This window comes from Leptothermofonsia sp. ETS-13 (assembly GCF_049200465.1).
Classification (GTDB): Bacteria; Cyanobacteriota; Cyanobacteriia; order Leptolyngbyales; family Leptolyngbyaceae; genus Leptothermofonsia.
This window is the reverse complement of record NZ_CP120836.1, coordinates 750,342-765,565: the sequence shown is the minus strand read 5'-3', so window position 1 is coordinate 765,565 and position 15,224 is coordinate 750,342. Positions and strand designations below refer to the sequence as shown.

The 15,224-nt window shown below is 51.1% G+C and carries 9 protein-coding genes; 1 reads left to right on the top strand and 8 read right to left on the bottom strand.

Annotated elements, in window-relative coordinates; translation table 11 throughout:
• Positions 1 to 35: 35 nt before the first annotated feature.
• From P4D80_RS03485 to P4D80_RS03460, 6 genes are all read right to left on the bottom strand, one after another.
• On the bottom strand, positions 36 to 665 hold the full coding sequence (locus P4D80_RS03485) for a D-glycero-alpha-D-manno-heptose-1,7-bisphosphate 7-phosphatase (protein ID WP_421657458.1): 630 nt from the start codon (positions 663 to 665) through the stop codon (positions 36 to 38).
• Positions 634 to 1,464 carry an alpha/beta fold hydrolase gene (locus P4D80_RS03480; RefSeq protein WP_421657457.1) on the bottom strand — a complete coding sequence of 277 codons (831 nt, stop codon included), beginning with the start codon at positions 1,462 to 1,464 and terminating at the stop codon, positions 634 to 636. The genes P4D80_RS03485 and P4D80_RS03480 overlap by 32 nt, the downstream gene beginning before the upstream one ends.
• A gap of 1 nt (position 1,465) precedes the next feature.
• Positions 1,466 to 2,188: a lysophospholipid acyltransferase family protein gene (locus tag P4D80_RS03475; protein ID WP_421657456.1), complete on the bottom strand. Its 723-nt coding sequence runs from the start codon at positions 2,186 to 2,188 to the stop codon at positions 1,466 to 1,468.
• A gap of 197 nt (positions 2,189 to 2,385) precedes the next feature.
• On the bottom strand, positions 2,386 to 6,519 hold the full coding sequence (locus P4D80_RS03470; protein WP_421657455.1) for an amino acid adenylation domain-containing protein: 4,134 nt from the start codon (positions 6,517 to 6,519) through the stop codon (positions 2,386 to 2,388).
• A gap of 804 nt (positions 6,520 to 7,323) precedes the next feature.
• On the bottom strand, positions 7,324 to 7,506 hold the full coding sequence (locus tag P4D80_RS03465) for an integrase core domain-containing protein (protein ID WP_421657454.1): 183 nt from the start codon (positions 7,504 to 7,506) through the stop codon (positions 7,324 to 7,326).
• Positions 7,507 to 7,651: 145 nt separating this feature from the next.
• On the bottom strand, positions 7,652 to 7,951 hold the full coding sequence (locus tag P4D80_RS03460) for a DDE-type integrase/transposase/recombinase (protein WP_421659479.1): 300 nt from the start codon (positions 7,949 to 7,951) through the stop codon (positions 7,652 to 7,654).
• Positions 7,952 to 8,727: 776 nt separating this feature from the next.
• Here P4D80_RS03460 and P4D80_RS03455 point away from each other — a divergent pair.
• Positions 8,728 to 10,344 (top strand): peroxidase family protein, encoded by a 1,617-nt coding sequence (locus P4D80_RS03455; RefSeq protein WP_421657453.1) that lies wholly within the window; start codon positions 8,728 to 8,730, stop codon positions 10,342 to 10,344.
• Between the two features lie 121 nt (positions 10,345 to 10,465).
• Here the strand turns inward: P4D80_RS03455 and P4D80_RS03450 are convergent, their stop codons facing one another.
• The gene (locus tag P4D80_RS03450; RefSeq protein ID WP_421657452.1) at positions 10,466 to 10,924 is read right to left on the bottom strand and encodes a YbhB/YbcL family Raf kinase inhibitor-like protein; all 459 of its coding nucleotides are present in this window, start codon (positions 10,922 to 10,924) and stop codon (positions 10,466 to 10,468) included.
• 262 nt (positions 10,925 to 11,186) lie between these two features.
• Entirely contained in the window at positions 11,187 to 14,852 is a 3,666-nt protein-coding gene (gene metH, locus P4D80_RS03445) for a methionine synthase (protein ID WP_421657451.1), read from the bottom strand.
• Positions 14,853 to 15,224: the final 372 nt, after the last annotated feature.

The window sequence follows — 15,224 nt, the reverse complement described above, 5'->3', positions numbered from 1 at the left end:
AGCTTTACCCCCACTCCCTCTCTAATTCCAATGTCCTAACGCATCCGCGTAGAGCTATATTGGATAGATTGTTGCGTGTCGTCAATGCAGATTTTGCAGGATCCAATCAACCGCAGTGGAAAGATCGGAGGCAATGTAGTTGGGGGTGGTGTGATGCTGGTATCTACCACCCAGGACGCGGTTGCCAAACTCCATTTGACTAAAATGCCCACACAACCGGTATTGTGAGCCATATCAATATCAGTTGCCTTATCCCCCACCATGAAACTGTGATGCAGGTCAAGGTCATGGTCCCAGGCGGCAGCAACCAACATTCCGGTATTTGGTTTACGCCAGGTATTCCAGAGGGTGTAGTCTGGGTCTATTCCGCCTTCTGGTTGGCTGAGGTAGGGGCAATAGTAAAGCGCATCTAAGTGGGCTCCGGCTTCCTGAGCGAGAAGTTGACAGAGGCGATTGTGCAGGGCATCCACATGGCGGGTGGAGTAGTAGCCTCTGGCGGGACCAGACTGGTTGGAGACGAGACAACAGAACAGCCCAAAATCATTCATCCGCCGCACTGCCTGAGCTATTCCAGGAATGAGCTGCAGGTCTTCAACATTGAAAATATAACCAACTTCCTGATTAAGAACCCCATCACGATCCAGAAATACTGCAGGTTTGGGCATGGTGCAGGGAGTCCTGTTCTTCCAGGAAATGATAGGCTTTCATAATTTCATAGAGGTTGATGTCTGCTTCCAGTAAGCAGGCATGTCCGCTATTGGGCAGCACAACCACCCGCGCGTTGGGAAAAATTCGTGCTAGGCGGTAGGCTTCTTCTACAGAAGGCAGGAGGCGATCAGCGGCACTGGCCAGGAGCAGAGTCGGTTGGGTTAGTTGACGCAGTTCTGCTTCAGAAATCTCAAACTCACTAAGCAGGAACATCCGCCAGATCGTTGTTTCTTGAGGAACGGATTGAACCGCCTCATAAAATGCCTGGCGATCGCTGGTTGAAATGCGTTCCATGTTTCCTAGCAGGGGCATGAGAGATAGGGAAGAAAGGTGAAAGAGGGGTTTGGGTAACCAGCGACCAATCTGCGCGCCCAGGGTCAGCCAGGGACGTGAAGTAAACGATGAAGCGGGATTCACCAGAAGAATACGATCGAACAATTGGGGCGAATGAAGGGCAACCTTCATGGCCAGACAGCCCCCGAAAGACTCGCCACAGAGGTAGACCGGACGCTTAGAGGACTTTACTACCTCTTCCTGAACCAGTGCCACTACGTGATCAGTCAAAACCTCCCAACTGGTCAGGTCATCCAATGGAATGGCTAAACTTCTGACATCAAACGCCGCTTCTAAGCCTGCAGTTTGTGTGCGCAGCAGTTTCCCTGTGCCATCCATACCGGGCAAAAATATAAATAGTGGATTGTTGGGCTGTAGCTGTTGAGGCGTCAAAAAAACAGGATGACTTTGAATTCCCGGCATTTTATTCGCATCCCAAACGAAGAAGGTGGTCAATCTCGGTATGGCACCGATGGGTTAGCTCAGTAACCAGAGATCTTGCTTGTTTGCCTCGATAGTTTTCCCGTTGCGATGGAGAAATCCACTGGGGCCGACCGATCAGGATATTAACCCGCTTGTAAATTACCATGGGATGCCAGTCATCTTTAGCAAACAGGGGTTCTGAAGGATCAAACAAGCTCAGCAATCTGAGCGGCATGCCCACAGTGGAAACTTCTTCATTGGATGCGATCGCCACGGGCAACACTGCCAGATCATTCACCGGAGCCCGCATCGCCAGGTGAGCAAACCCTCGGTGAAATGCTCCAATCTGGTAGGGGAGAGTGTGTTTCACCATTGGAGATGCCCCTTCTGGAAACACTCCCACAATCCGTCGAGCTTGCAGGAGTTGAGTCGCCTGTCTAAAAAAATGGTGCTCCCGTTCTCCAGGGGCATCCAGAGGAAAGCAACCCATGCGAGCTATAAACTCACGCAGGATGGGTACCTGCCCCATGTAGTGATGGCAGGCAAAATGAACTGAGCGCCCCAGGGCTGCCATCAATAGCGGTGCATCCATAAAGCTGCGGTGGTTGCTAATCACCAGCACAGAACTATCCCCAGGAATCCGGTCCGGGTAGTAAATATGCATGCGAGTGCCTAAAGCTGTCAGCAGCAACTGAGAAATTTGCAGGGGATTATCTGAGAACATAGAAAGCGGCAATCTGCAAGCAGTCAAACATCACCTGAATGAATCTAATTGTGACTGCCGTTTATGTAAGTTAACATTCATCTTAAGGTAGACGGGTTTGATTGTTCGAAACTTTCCGAATGGCCCTTAAGCATGAATTTAAAAATTTAAATGTCTACCTCCTGGTTCTCTTTCGTCTGTGGAGGCGTTCCATCAAACTACTGGTTTGCGATCGCCCTGGAAATGCATTGCTGCAACTCTCGACCCAGAATTTGAACATGGGGTTCTTCCAGCATCTTGAGGTGATCACCGGGAATTTCGTGAATGAGCAATTGTTCTACTAACTTTTGCCAACCCAGGTCGGGGCCGAGGCGCAACTTAACCCCTCCCCTCTCTTCCATTGCCTTGAAAAGGGTAACCGAACCTGAGTAATACCCGGGCACATAAAGTGCGGCTGATCGAACGTTTTCCCGCTCAAACAGGTAGTCTTGTAGACGGTCAGGTAGAGGGCAGCTAAGCAGCCTAAATAACTGAACGCCTAATTCTAGACCCATATGGTGGATCCAGTTTGCGATTGATCGAGCTTGCCCAGCCATACTCTCTAGCAATTTTTGGAATAAATACTGTGGACCCATTTCGCGCAACTGCTGCCAATGTTCTGCAAGCTGTTCAGCCAGAGACAGCGATCGCAGCGCATAGGGGGAGCGAGTATCCAGCATCGCCAGCAGAGAAACCGTCTGCCCCTGGGCTTCTAACAGACACGCCATTTCAAAGGCCACCAGTCCCCCAAAGGAAAGGCCCACCAGCAAATAGGGTCCCTCTGGCTGAATCTGGCGCATCTGCTGAACATAATGTTGTGCCAGTGCTTCCACTTGATTTGACCCAAAATTTTCATTACCAATTTGAGTAGACAAGCCATAGATAGGTTGCTCTGGGTCCAGGTAGCGAACAAACGGTCGGCAGAAGATTAAACCCCGACCCAGGGTATGAATACAAAACAGGGGCGGCTTGCGTTGGGAATTACCGGGCTGGATTACGACAAGAGACGGGCAGAAGGGAGTCGCTGCATCCGCTGGCTGGCGTAGACGCTCCGCCAGTTGCTCAATCGTGGGTGCCTGAAACAAGGTAATCAGAGGCAGTTTCTGGTTAAAGGCTTTCTCCACTTTTGACCAGAGGCGAACGGCTAACAGCGAGTGTCCTCCCAGTTCAAAGAAATTATCTTTCACACTGATTGGCTGAACCCCCAGAAACTCCTGCCAGATCTCAACCAATTGGCGTTGAATGTCATCCTCAGGAGTCCCAAAGGCTGCTCCGGAGTCCGAACCCGATTGCTGGGCAAAACTGGGGGTGAGTAATGCCTTGCGGTCTAATTTACCGTTAGGGGTCAGGGGCAAGCCTTCCAGCAAAACGAACGCAGCGGGCACCATGTAATCGGGCAGTTTTTCCTTCAAATAGCTTCTGATGGAGTGGATGAGTAAATCAGAGGGGCTTCCGATGGGTAAGGCTGCACCGAGCAAAGCTTTTGTCCAGATAGTGCGATCGCACGCCCCGGTTCCCCGCTCACGCTGAGGAACCAGATAGGCCACAAGCTGTTTATTGCCCAGAACGTCTTCCTGGGCTAGAATCGCAGCTTCACGAACGGCCGGGTGCTGCATTAGCACCGCTTCAATTTCACCCAACTCAATCCGAAAACCCCGGATTTTTACCTGATGATCCGTTCGTCCCAGAAATTCAATGGTGCCATCAGGGCGGTAGCGTCCCAGGTCTCCGGTGCGGTACAGACGGGCTCCGGGTTGTTTACGAAAGGGATCGGGGAGAAATTTGATCGCGTTTAGGTCCGGACGGTTATGATAGCCACGGCCAACCCCATCCCCACCGATATAAAGTTCCCCAATCTGCCCCACAGGAACAGGTTGGCGCTGCGGGTTCAGAATGTAAAACTGCTGGTTAGCCATTGGTCGCCCGTAGGGAATGCTTTTCCAGCTAGGATCGATCGCCCCAATTGGGTAAAGGATGGACCAGATGGATGCCTCCGTAGCTCCACCCAGACTGATGATTTCGATGGGTTCCGCTCCCCGCTTTAACTGGCGAATCAGGTCGGGTAGGGTGATGGGAATCCAGTCACCACTCAGCAGTACCAGTCGCAAACAGTGGGGCAGTGAGCGATCGCAATCAACTAGATACCCGGCAAAGGTTTGCATGACGGGGGGAGCCGAGTTCCAGAGGGTGACCTGTTCTTGCTCCATCAGGTCTATCCAGTGGTTGAGGTCTGGGGCGATCGCGGGTTGGGGCAAAACTACAGTCCCCCCTGCGGCCAGTAAACCCAAAATGTCGTAAACGGACAGGTCAAAGTTGAGGGAACAGACTGCCAGCACCCGATCCTGGGAATTAACCCCAAAGCGGCGGTTAACATCTAGAATGGTATTTACCGCTCCTCGATGCTCAATCAAAACCCCTTTGGGCTGGCCTGTTGAACCGGAAGTATAGATGATATAGGCCAGGTTCTCAGCCGTGGCTGGACTGACGGGATTCTCCTTGCATTCGTGGGCAATTTTCTGCCAGTGGACATCCAGGCAAAGGGTGGGAACCCCTGATTCTGGCAAAATTGGCAGCAACGTTTCCTGAGTCAGAATAACCGCCAGCTCTGCATCTGTCAGAATATGTGCCAACCGCTCTGGAGGGTAGGTCGGGTCTAAGGGCACGTAAGCTCCTCCCGCCTTCAGGACCGCCAGAAGCGCAATGACCATTTCCAGCGATCGCTGAAGACAAATCCCCACAGTGACTTCAGGCCCAATGCCCAAAGTTTGCAGGTGGTGAGCAAGCTGGTTTGCTCGCTGGTTCAGTTCTCGATAGGTGAGCCTCTGGCCATCAAACACGACTGCAACAGCAGCGGGCGATCTTGCTACCTGAGCTTCAACCAGGTCATGCAAGCGTAAATGCCGGGGATACTCCACGTCGGTGGCATTCCACTCCACTAAAATCTGATGCCGCTCTGCCTCGGTTAGAACAGGCAACTCGCCCAGGCACCGCCCTGGATGAGTCACCATTCCCTCCAGCAGGGTGTGCAGGTGTTGCAGTAGACGGGCAATGGTGGCGAATTCAAACCGTTGGCGATCGTAGAAAATTCTCAGCCGCAGTTCAGCATCCAGGTTTCCGGTAAGCACCAGGGGGTAGGGGGGGTGTTCAAACAGATGGAACTCCCGCCTTTGCCAGTTCCCTCCCTGGCGTTTCAGTTCTGTGGTAAGCAGGTAGTTTTCAAACACGACAATGCTTTCAAACAGGGGAGTACCAGGGGGAACGGCACTCCACTTCTGCACTTCGGCAAGTGGGGTGTGCTCGTAAGGCCTAACGGCGATGTGCTGGCTACGGAGTTCCTGCAACCATTGCAACAACGGTTTATCTGGAGCAATCTGAACCCGGACTGGTAGGGTATTAATCAACAACCCCACCATTGACTCTGCCCCTTCCAGTGCAGAATGGCGGCAGGCTCTAGTGGCACCAAAAACCACATCCTGGTTGCCACTGTAGTAGCTCAGAAGCAACCCCCAGGCACCCTGTACAAGGGTATTGGGAGTCAGGTTGTACTGTTCTGCCAGCGATCGCAGAGCAGCGGTCATTTCTTCTGAAAGGTTCAGTTGGGCATTACCAGGTCCAGCCGAACAGGTAAGGTTGCCAGCGGTGCCAATCCCTGGCAGGGGGGTTGGCGTGTCGAAGCTATTGAGCAATTGCCTCCAGTATCCAGCAGACTCAAATGAGCCTTGCTGCTTGAGCCACTGAATATAGTCTCGATAAGGCCGAGAGGGCGACAGTGGAAGGGTTTGCCCCTGACACAACGTCTCGTATATCCCAAACACCTCTTTCAGAAGAATAAGTAGAGAGCGTCCATCCAACAGAATGTGATGAAAGGTCCAGACAATCTGATACTCTGCTTGAGAAATTTGAAATATGGCCAACCGCATCAGAGGTGCTTGAGCCAGGTCAAATCCCTGGCGTCGGTCAGCCTCCAGATAGGTATCCAACCGATTCTTCTGCTCCTCAGCCGAGAAATGCTGCCAGTCCTGTCGGGCAACTAGAAATTCAACCGATCGATGAACGATTTGAACAGGTTCATCGCTTCCTTCCCAATGAAAACTGGTTCGTAGGACGGGATGACGTTCAATAATCCGTTGCCATGCTTGTTCAAATGCTGGCAGATTGAGGTCTTCATGCAGCGTGCAGAGCACTTGTTCAATATCAACTCCAGCCAGATCAGCTCGCAGGCTATGAAACAACATGCCCTGCTGCATAGGTGATAGCGGATAGGAGTCTTCAATTACAGTCTTGAAACAGTGCGGCTTTGACGAATCAGACATTAATTCCTACTTCTGAAATGGAAAGAAAGGACACTGATGGCGAAACAGAGCAATAGCCAGGGATGCTAACGATCCACTGTGAAAATTTCCCACGCGAAAATTTCAATGGAACCAGGAATCTACTAAACCCTCTGCCCACTGAAGGTATGGCAATCTGTCAAACTAATATGCCTAGGTAGTTGCTCCCAATGCCTATCACAACTTTTGCGAAATAACCCTTTTCAATGATCTCTAAGCTGTTCAAAGGGGACACAAATGAAATGCAAGCTGCTGATAAACTTTCGATGAAATTTTCCAGTTTGTAAAGAAACGGCCTGCGTGAAATTACCCTTCAGGGGTACTGTTAGTAGTTCTCCCGTTCCTTATAGCTCTACGCAGGTGCGTTAGGACATTGGAATTAGAGAGGGAGTGGGGGCTTCGCCCCCAGCCAGGGGTTCCACCCCTGCACCCCGTCCTAACCACAATGACTACCGCTAAACGGTTTGAGAGGTTGTGAGCATGTCTGAAACCAGTCGAGGAATTTTGCTCAGTTTGGTATATATCCTGGAGTTCCTGGAGAATTTTTAGCCGGTCCCTGGAGCCTCACGGCTGGTCTTCTAGCCGGGCTTCATAGCTTTGGTGTGCTCGTATCCGGATAATTTTTAATGCGATCGCAACCATGAGTCTGTCTCTGATCGTCAGCTTCCGGCTTCTGGTCTCTCAGCAGATAAGGTGTACCCCATTGTCTAAAACGAGAAATTTAAGAGATTCTGCTGCAAAGCTTGATTTGATTTGGCTTGTGCGAATTCATACTATTCTCCTGGTTCAACCAAAATGGACGATCGCGGGGGTTCGATAATTCAAGGATTGATGCAATCGCTTGTGATTGTAGAAGCTGAAATAGGCATTGAGATTGGCGATGGCATCAAGGACTGAGGCATAGGACTTGAGATACCCTTCCTCATATTTGACCGAAATATTTGACCGAACGCCACAACCGTTCGACAAAGATATTGTCCAATGCCCTGCCTCGCCCATCCTGACTAATCAAGCTGCCCTGACGCTCTAATCGTCCCATAAACGCTGCACTGATGAACTGAGACCCTGAGTCAGTGTTGAAAATCACGAGTTGACCCTGTTGCAACGCCTGCTCTCATGCCTCTACCCCCCCATCCATCGAGTTGGAAACTTGCCAGGAGAGCACATAGCGGCTGAACCAAGCAATCACTGCGACCAGGTAGATAAATTCCTGAGACAGTCGAATGTAAGTAATATCGATACTCCATACTTCTTTGGCAGCCGTAATTGCCATATCCCGCAGCAGAGAGGGGTATCGTCTATCATTGTCTCCTGGCACACTCAGATTTGGCTTTGGGTAAATCGCTTCAAGCCCCAGTTTTCGCATCAATCGTGCTACCTGTTTGTGGTTGACCGATTCCCCTTGTGTCTTCAGCTAAGCTGTCATGCAACGAATGCCATAAAACGGGGTTTTTGTGAATTGTTGTGGTGCCGTTCATGAACCAGATCCCATTTTGACCAGACGCTATTTCTTGGTTTCTGTTATTTCTTGGTTTCTGTATGGAGAGTTGATTCAAGCAAGCCGTAATGACTCGGGTAGCTTGAGAAGGATTTTCTTTTTGGAGAGATGCCGTGTGGGTATCAATTTTGAGCGAAGCCTCTCCCAGTTCAGGGAAAGAGGCTTTAGGGCGATCTGGGCTGGGGGCAGCGCTATGAATGAAGATCCTGCCTTATTAAGAAGGCAACTGGGTTGAAGTACGAAAGCCAAAGCTCGAATAAGTACCCTCAGGGGGTACTGTCACTGCTTCCTCCATTGCTTAGAGTGAAGTTGCTTCGATCCGTTACCTCCAGCAAAGTCAGGATCAAACCCGGAGGTCAGTTATGGCTGTCGCTAGATTACTTAGGGCATTGGCTTTAAAGGGGTGTGTGGACTTCGCCCCCAGCCAGGGATGGATCCCCTGCACCCTGTCCTAAGCCTAGTGGCTATAGCTGTAACCATCTACTGACCTCTCTGTTTAATTTAATGAGCTTTGCTGTGGGGTTACTTTGCCTGACGAGGCAATCTTTCCAGGAGTCGCAATGGGCAAGAAGCAGCAACAACTGCGATAGCAAATCACGCTTTTGCCTGAGATGTTGTTTTCAAGGCACCTGCAGCTCCTTCGGTCCCGAAACTTCAAATCTTAAAAACACCGATTCATCGAGGAATTCTCTATGGCACGTTTACTCCACGGAGCAGTGATCACCCTAGAGGCTTATCAAGAAGCCTTTGACGCACTTGTCAATTGCAGCAAAAGTGTACCGCTTGTATTTGCAGCGGCTCAACCGATCGATTTACAAGACTTTGATTATCTGTTTTCGTACCTCCAGAAAGATTCTGAGAACCTGCTGCCGGAATCACGCAAAACTCGCGACGACCTGATCAACCTGGGTCGCACTATGCGTGACACTGATAATACCAGCATTGGAGATTCCAACATTCCCGCCGCTTACACCTATTTGGGGCAGTTCATTGACCATGATATTACGCTGGAAACGATGTCAGCAGACCTGCCAAAATTGCTGAGTCCTGACCTGGCTCCGATGCCCTTGGCAGAAGTGCGCCAAAAGCTCCGGAATATTCGGACGGCAACTCTGGATCTGGACAGCGTGTATGGCCTGCCTGCCCCCCGCGACCCCGATAACCCAGACAAGCTGCTGGTCGGCAAAGTGACTCCGCTGAATAGCAGTCAAAAACCCACTCGTCGTCCAGAGGAGAAAGATGACAATAACGATCTTCCCCGTGAACCCCGGAATGAAGACTTTAAGCGCGATCGCGCCGCCCTCATCGGTGACCCCCGGAACGATGAAAACACTATCATTGCCCAGTTGCATGTCGCGTTCTTGCGGGCCCACAACGCATTGGTTGACCAGGGTAAAACTTTCAACGAAGCCCGAACCATTCTGCGCCAGCACTACCAGTACATCGTGCTGCACGATTTTCTGAAGCGCATTGTAGACCCCCGGATTGTAGACTATATCCTGGAGCACGGTAATCAGGTCTATGACGCAATGGGCAAGCGCTTCTACCTGCCGCTGGAGTTCACCGTCGCCGCTTACCGCTTTGGGCACAGCATGGTGCGGACCGATTACAACTTCAACCTCAACTTCAACAAGAGCGGTGAACCAAACACATTTCCAGCAACCCTCGATCTACTGTTCACCTTTTCTGCTCTAAGCGGACAACTGGGAGACTTTGACACCCTGCCCGATAACTGGATCATCGAGTGGGAGAACTTTGTAGATGCAGGCAAGCCATTCAACAAAGCTCGCCGCATTGACACCAAATTAGTAGAACCGCTGTTTAACTTGAGGGATGCGTTAGGAAACTTGGATGGCAATGCACCCGGCAATCCAGAACCGGGAGACGGTGCCCGTCTAGCTGTCCGCAACCTGCTGCGGGGCTATCTGCTGCGAATGCCAACCGGACAGGCAGTTGCTTCTGCCCTGCAAGAAAAGGCAAAAGGAAAATTAGAAATTCCCATCCTGAGCCCGGCTCAAATTGAGATGGCAGCCGCCAGCCAGGACCAGGTCAACGCATTGCGGCAGGGTGGTTTCCTGGAGCGCACACCGCTCTGGTATTACATCCTGGTTGAAGCCGCTGCTCTGGCTGGGGGGCAGCGTCTCGGTCCTGTTGGTAGCGTCATCGTGGCAGAGGTACTAATTGGTCTGGCCCGTCGCAGCGAAGATTCTATTCTGAACGTCCCCGGTTGGGCACCGTCGTTGCCCAGTGCTGCGGCTGGTAAGTACACGCTGTCCGATCTGCTGAAGTTCGCTAAGGTTCTTCCCTAAGACAGCGGTAGTTATTGCAGTTAGGACGGGTACAAAGGGGGAACCCCTGACCGGGGGGCACTCCAACCCCCGAAATTATTCTCAATTTAATTGCGCCTGGCTACTTACATAAGCGTTATGGTTATCGCTGTCGTGCGTAACGCCCCATTAGTTCAGCACTAATCAGAATATGCCCATTCATTGCTTGAAGTAACTCAGCTTTGGTTGCTCCCTGGGCTAAATTCAAGGTCTGGTCCAGGGCATAGAGCTTGAAGAAATAGCGATGGGTGCCGCTGGGCGGGCAAGGACCGCCATAACCTAATCGCCCAAAATCGTTTTTGCCCTGGATACCACCCACCGGGGGTTGGGGTTGGGCAGGTACTCCCTCTGGCATTTGGCGCAGGTCGGCAGGCAGATTGTAAAACACCCAATGGACAAAAGTACCTCTGGGAGCATCGGGGTCATCGCAGATCAGGGCTAAACTGCGGGTGCCTTCTGGTGGATCATCCCAGTTCAAGGGTGGAGAAAGGTCTTCCCCATCGCAAGTATATCGAGCAGGAATGAGATTGCTGGCAGCAAATGCCGCGCTTTCGAGTTTCATTGTTCCTCCCTCAGGCCGGATTTGCCCGGTAGTGAACTGAATCTCGCCAACTTTGTAGGCAAGCAACGGAAGCCCCAGGAAGCTGACGAGAAAGGATCGTCTCCTGGTCATGGTTCTGTTTAGATGTGCCTGAGTCCAGGATATAGCAGATATAGCTCTACGCAGGTGCGTTAGGACATTGGAATTAAAGAGGGAGTCGGGGCTTCGCCCCCAGCCAGGGGGGGAACCCCTGCACCCCTAACAAAACTTTCATTTTGCTGTACTAAGCACTGAAGTACTTGGCAGCCGGATGGTAGGCCACAATTGCTGTTGTCGATTGCTCTGGATAAAGCTGTTCGCTCTCGTCCATATGCAGATGAATGCGTTTAGCATCCAGTAAATCCAGTAGGGTGTACTGGTCTTGAATGTTGGGACAGGCCGGATAACCAAAACTGTAGCGGGAGCCACGATAGCGCTGGGCCAGCACATCCCGGATGTTGTCCGGATCTTCATCGCCAAAGCCCAATTCTCGCCGGATGCGGGCATGAACCCACTCTGCCAGGGCTTCTGCTAACTGAACAGCCAGCCCGTGGAAGTAGAGGTAATCCGTATACTGATTGGAGTCGAACAATTTTTTAGCATACTCTGTTGCAACCTCGCCCATCGTCACGGCCTGCATTGGGAACACGTCCATTTGTCCCGATTCTTTAGGTGCGTAAAAATCGGCAATGCAGTAGCGGCGCAGGGATTTTTGCCGGGGAAATTGGAAGGTGGCGATGGGTTCCAGTGAGGAGGTTGTGCCAAACGCCTTTACCGGGTCATATACCTGCAAGGAGTTTCCTTCTGCCTGGCAGGGGAAATATCCGTAGATTGCCTGGGGATGGAGCAGGTTTTCGCTAACGATTCGCTGTTTCCATTCCTCCAGAATGGGATAGACTTTTTCCTGCAAGAAGATATCATATTCTTCTCGTGACTGTTCACGGGGTTTGCGGAACTGCCACTGTCCAACAATCAATGCTTGCAAATCCAGGTACCAGAACACCTCATCCCAGGGAATATTTTCTGGGTTGAGGACTTTCGTGCCCCAGAAGGGGGGCGTGGGGCGTGGGATATCAGGGGCGATCGCTTCAGACCGTTGGGTATCCTCAATCTCTGAATTTTGAGTTTTGAGTTTTGAGTTTTGAGTTTCATCAGCAGCCTGAGCTTCTTCCCTGGATTGAGAATTCAGAACTAAGAATTCGGAACCATCTTCCCCATCCAAAAATCCCTGCAAGTCATTCCACTTGCCTGCAGCCTTAGCTGGCATCAGCTTGTCCATGAAATGCAAGTCTGAGAAGGCATCTTTGCCGTAAATGACTTTGCCTTTATAAGTGTTCTGACAATCTTCATAGACAAACTTGGGTGTAAGGGCGGCTCCCCCCAAGATGACAGGAACAGTGATGCCCTGCTCATTAAACACCTGCAAGTTCTCTTTCATGAAAGCAGTAGACTTCACTAGCAGACCGCTCATGGCAATGCAGTCGGCTTTGTGCTGCTTATAGGCTTCGATAATGTTTTCGACAGGCTGTTTGATGCCTAGATTAATCACTTTATAGCCATTGTTAGACAGGATGATGTCTACCAGATTCTTGCCGATGTCATGCACATCGCCTTTTACAGTTGCAATGATAAAGATCCCTTTTCCGTTGCCATCGGCTTCCGATTTCTCCATAAAGGGTTCCAGGTAAGCAACGGCTGCTTTCATGGTTTCAGCAGATTGCAGCACGAAGGGTAACTGCATCTGCCCGGAGCCAAACAGATCTCCTACGACTTTCATCCCATCCAGCAGAAAAGTGTTGATGATGTCAAGCGGTTTGTAGGTCTTCAGTGCTTCGGCCAAGGCATCTTCCAGCCCAATCCTCTCGCCATCAATGATGTGGCGTTTGAGGCGTTCTTCAATAGGAAGATCCGTTAAGGAATCTTTTGAACGGGCATCCTTTGCCGAAACTCCCTCAAACAGTCTGGTCAATTCCGTGAGCGGATCAAAGACACAAACATCCCCTTCAAATCGGCGCTGGTCATAGATGAGCTGGCGACAGATCTCTTGGTGCTGAGGGTCAATTTTTGCCAGGGGCAAGATTTTTGCTGCACTTACGATCGCCCCATCCATTCCTACCTGCACTGCCTCATGCAAAAACATTGAATTCAGTACAATTCGTGCTGCCGGACTGAGGCCAAAAGAAATGTTGGAAACACCCAAGATGATGTGGCAACCGGGCAGGTTTTGCCGGATCATCCGAATTGCCTCAATGGTGCTCCGTCCATTGGCCCGGTCTTCTTCAATACCAGTTGAGATCGGCAATGCCAGAGGATCGAAGAAGATTTCGTGGGCAGGGATGCCAAACTCAAGCGCCTGACGGTAGGCCCGCTGGGCAATTTGAAACTTCTTCTCGGCAGTCCTTGCCATGCCCTCTTCATCAATGGTGCCAACCACAACACCCGCACCGTACTTTTTGGCAATCTCCAGTACTTTCAAAAAGCGGGGTTCACCGTCTTCGTAGTTGGTGGAGTTGAGGATGCACTTGCCCCCGGCCACCTTCAGTCCAGCCTCCATCTTTTCCCATTCGGTGGAGTCCAGCATGAGGGGCAGGTTGACATTAGTAACCAGACGAGAAACCAGTTCGTGCATATCCCGCACCCCATCTCGCCCGACGTAATCAACGTTGACATCCAGAATGTGTGCACCTTCCCGCACCTGAGCACGGGCGATCGCCACCAGGCCATCCCAGTCTTCCGCATTGAGCAGTTCGCGCACCTTCTTAGACCCACTGGCATTGAGCCGTTCGCCAATGATCAGGAAGGAATTGTCCTGGTCATAGGGTTGGGAGGCGTAGATGGATGCGGCGGAGGGAATGTAATTGAGGGCAGGGCGGGGATTAGGGAAGGTTTGAGGTTTGAGGTTTGAGGTTTGAGTGGAATCAGAACTCCTTACTGAGAGTTCAAAATTCTTGCGGATGGGGCGCTCCTTTGGCTTGAGGGAGGAGGCAATTTCTGCTAATTGGGCGATATGGTCAGGGCGGGTTCCACAACAGCCGCCAATTACCTGCACTCCCAAATCTTCCACAAACCGCATGAGAGCCATCCGCAGTTCCATTGGGGTCAGCTTGTAATGAGCATGACCACCGACATTTTCGGGTATGCCCGCATTGGGAATGCAGGAGATCACGAAGGGGGAGTGTTGGGACAGGTATTTGATGTGCTCTGCCATCCGGTCTGGACCTGTGGCGCAGTTTAACCCCAGGATATCGATGGGGTAAGGTTCCAGGATGGTTAGCATGGCTGCCACATCGGAGCCTACCAGCATCGTGCCCTGAATTTCCATCGTGACGGAAACCATCAACGGGCGGCGATCGCCCTTTTTCGCAAAGACCTCCTCAATCCCATTCAGGGCAGCCTTAATTTGCAGCACATCCTGACAGGTCTCCACAATGAACAGATCCACACCGCCATCCCACAGACCCTCTGCCTGTTCTGAAAAGGCCGCTTTCATGGTGTCGTAGTCAATGTGCCCCAGGGTCGGTAGTTTAGTGGTAGGACCCATAGACCCGGCAACGAACCGAGGCTTCTCTGGAGTGGAAAACTCTGCCGTCACTCTCCTGGCTAACTCTGCAGCCTTCTTGTTCAGAATGTATGCCTGGTCTGCCAAGTTGTACTCCGCCAGTACGATACTGGTTGCACCAAAGGTATCGGTTTCAATGACATCTGCTCCCGCTGCCAGAAAATCACGATGAACCTTGGCAACAGCTTCGGGTTTTGTCTGCACCAGATACTCGTTACAGCCTTCGTACTCAGATCCTCCAAAGTCGTCTGCGGTCAAATTTTGTGTTTGCAGGTTGGTTCCCATCGCGCCATCGAAGACAATGACGGGGCGATTAGGATGATAGAGGCGTTGGAGGAATGGGTGGGTCATCAACGTTGCCTTGGGTTCAATTTAGGGGTTCAAAATCAATGTCGGCTACAAATAAGTTAGAAGTTTTGTCCCCTTCAGAGAAAATTTTTGGACAAACTTTATCTATCTCTAAAGATTCTGCAAAATTCCTGGCCTGGTATGCAAACAAAAAAGAAAAGTTTTGAGCTCTCAGGTTTGAGTTTTGAGCAGGTTCAGGGCGTGGGAGGGAAGGAGTAGAAATCTCACCTGATCACCCCGTTCCCCTATCACTCCCTCACCCCTCACTGAACGAACAATTTTCTAATTCCAATCCTTCCATCTGCCCTTTATCCCTATCATTTAAATTTGCATTCAAATTAGAATGAATAGTCTCCTGATCTGATGTTTTGGATT

What these genes read in the sequence shown, in the direction of transcription:
- P4D80_RS03485 (WP_421657458.1), bottom strand. Translation starts at nt 665, where the DNA reads ATGCCCAAACCTGCAGTATTTCTGGATCGTGATGGGGTTCTTAATCAG.
- P4D80_RS03455 (WP_421657453.1), top strand. Translation starts at nt 8,728, where the DNA reads ATGGCACGTTTACTCCACGGAGCAGTGATCACCCTAGAGGCTTATCAA.
- P4D80_RS03450 (WP_421657452.1), bottom strand. Translation starts at nt 10,924, where the DNA reads ATGAAACTCGAAAGCGCGGCATTTGCTGCCAGCAATCTCATTCCTGCT.
- P4D80_RS03475 (WP_421657456.1), bottom strand. Translation starts at nt 2,188, where the DNA reads ATGTTCTCAGATAATCCCCTGCAAATTTCTCAGTTGCTGCTGACAGCT.
- P4D80_RS03470 (WP_421657455.1), bottom strand. Translation starts at nt 6,519, where the DNA reads ATGTCTGATTCGTCAAAGCCGCACTGTTTCAAGACTGTAATTGAAGAC.
- metH (WP_421657451.1), bottom strand. Translation starts at nt 14,852, where the DNA reads ATGACCCACCCATTCCTCCAACGCCTCTATCATCCTAATCGCCCCGTC.
- P4D80_RS03480 (WP_421657457.1), bottom strand. Translation starts at nt 1,464, where the DNA reads ATGCCGGGAATTCAAAGTCATCCTGTTTTTTTGACGCCTCAACAGCTA.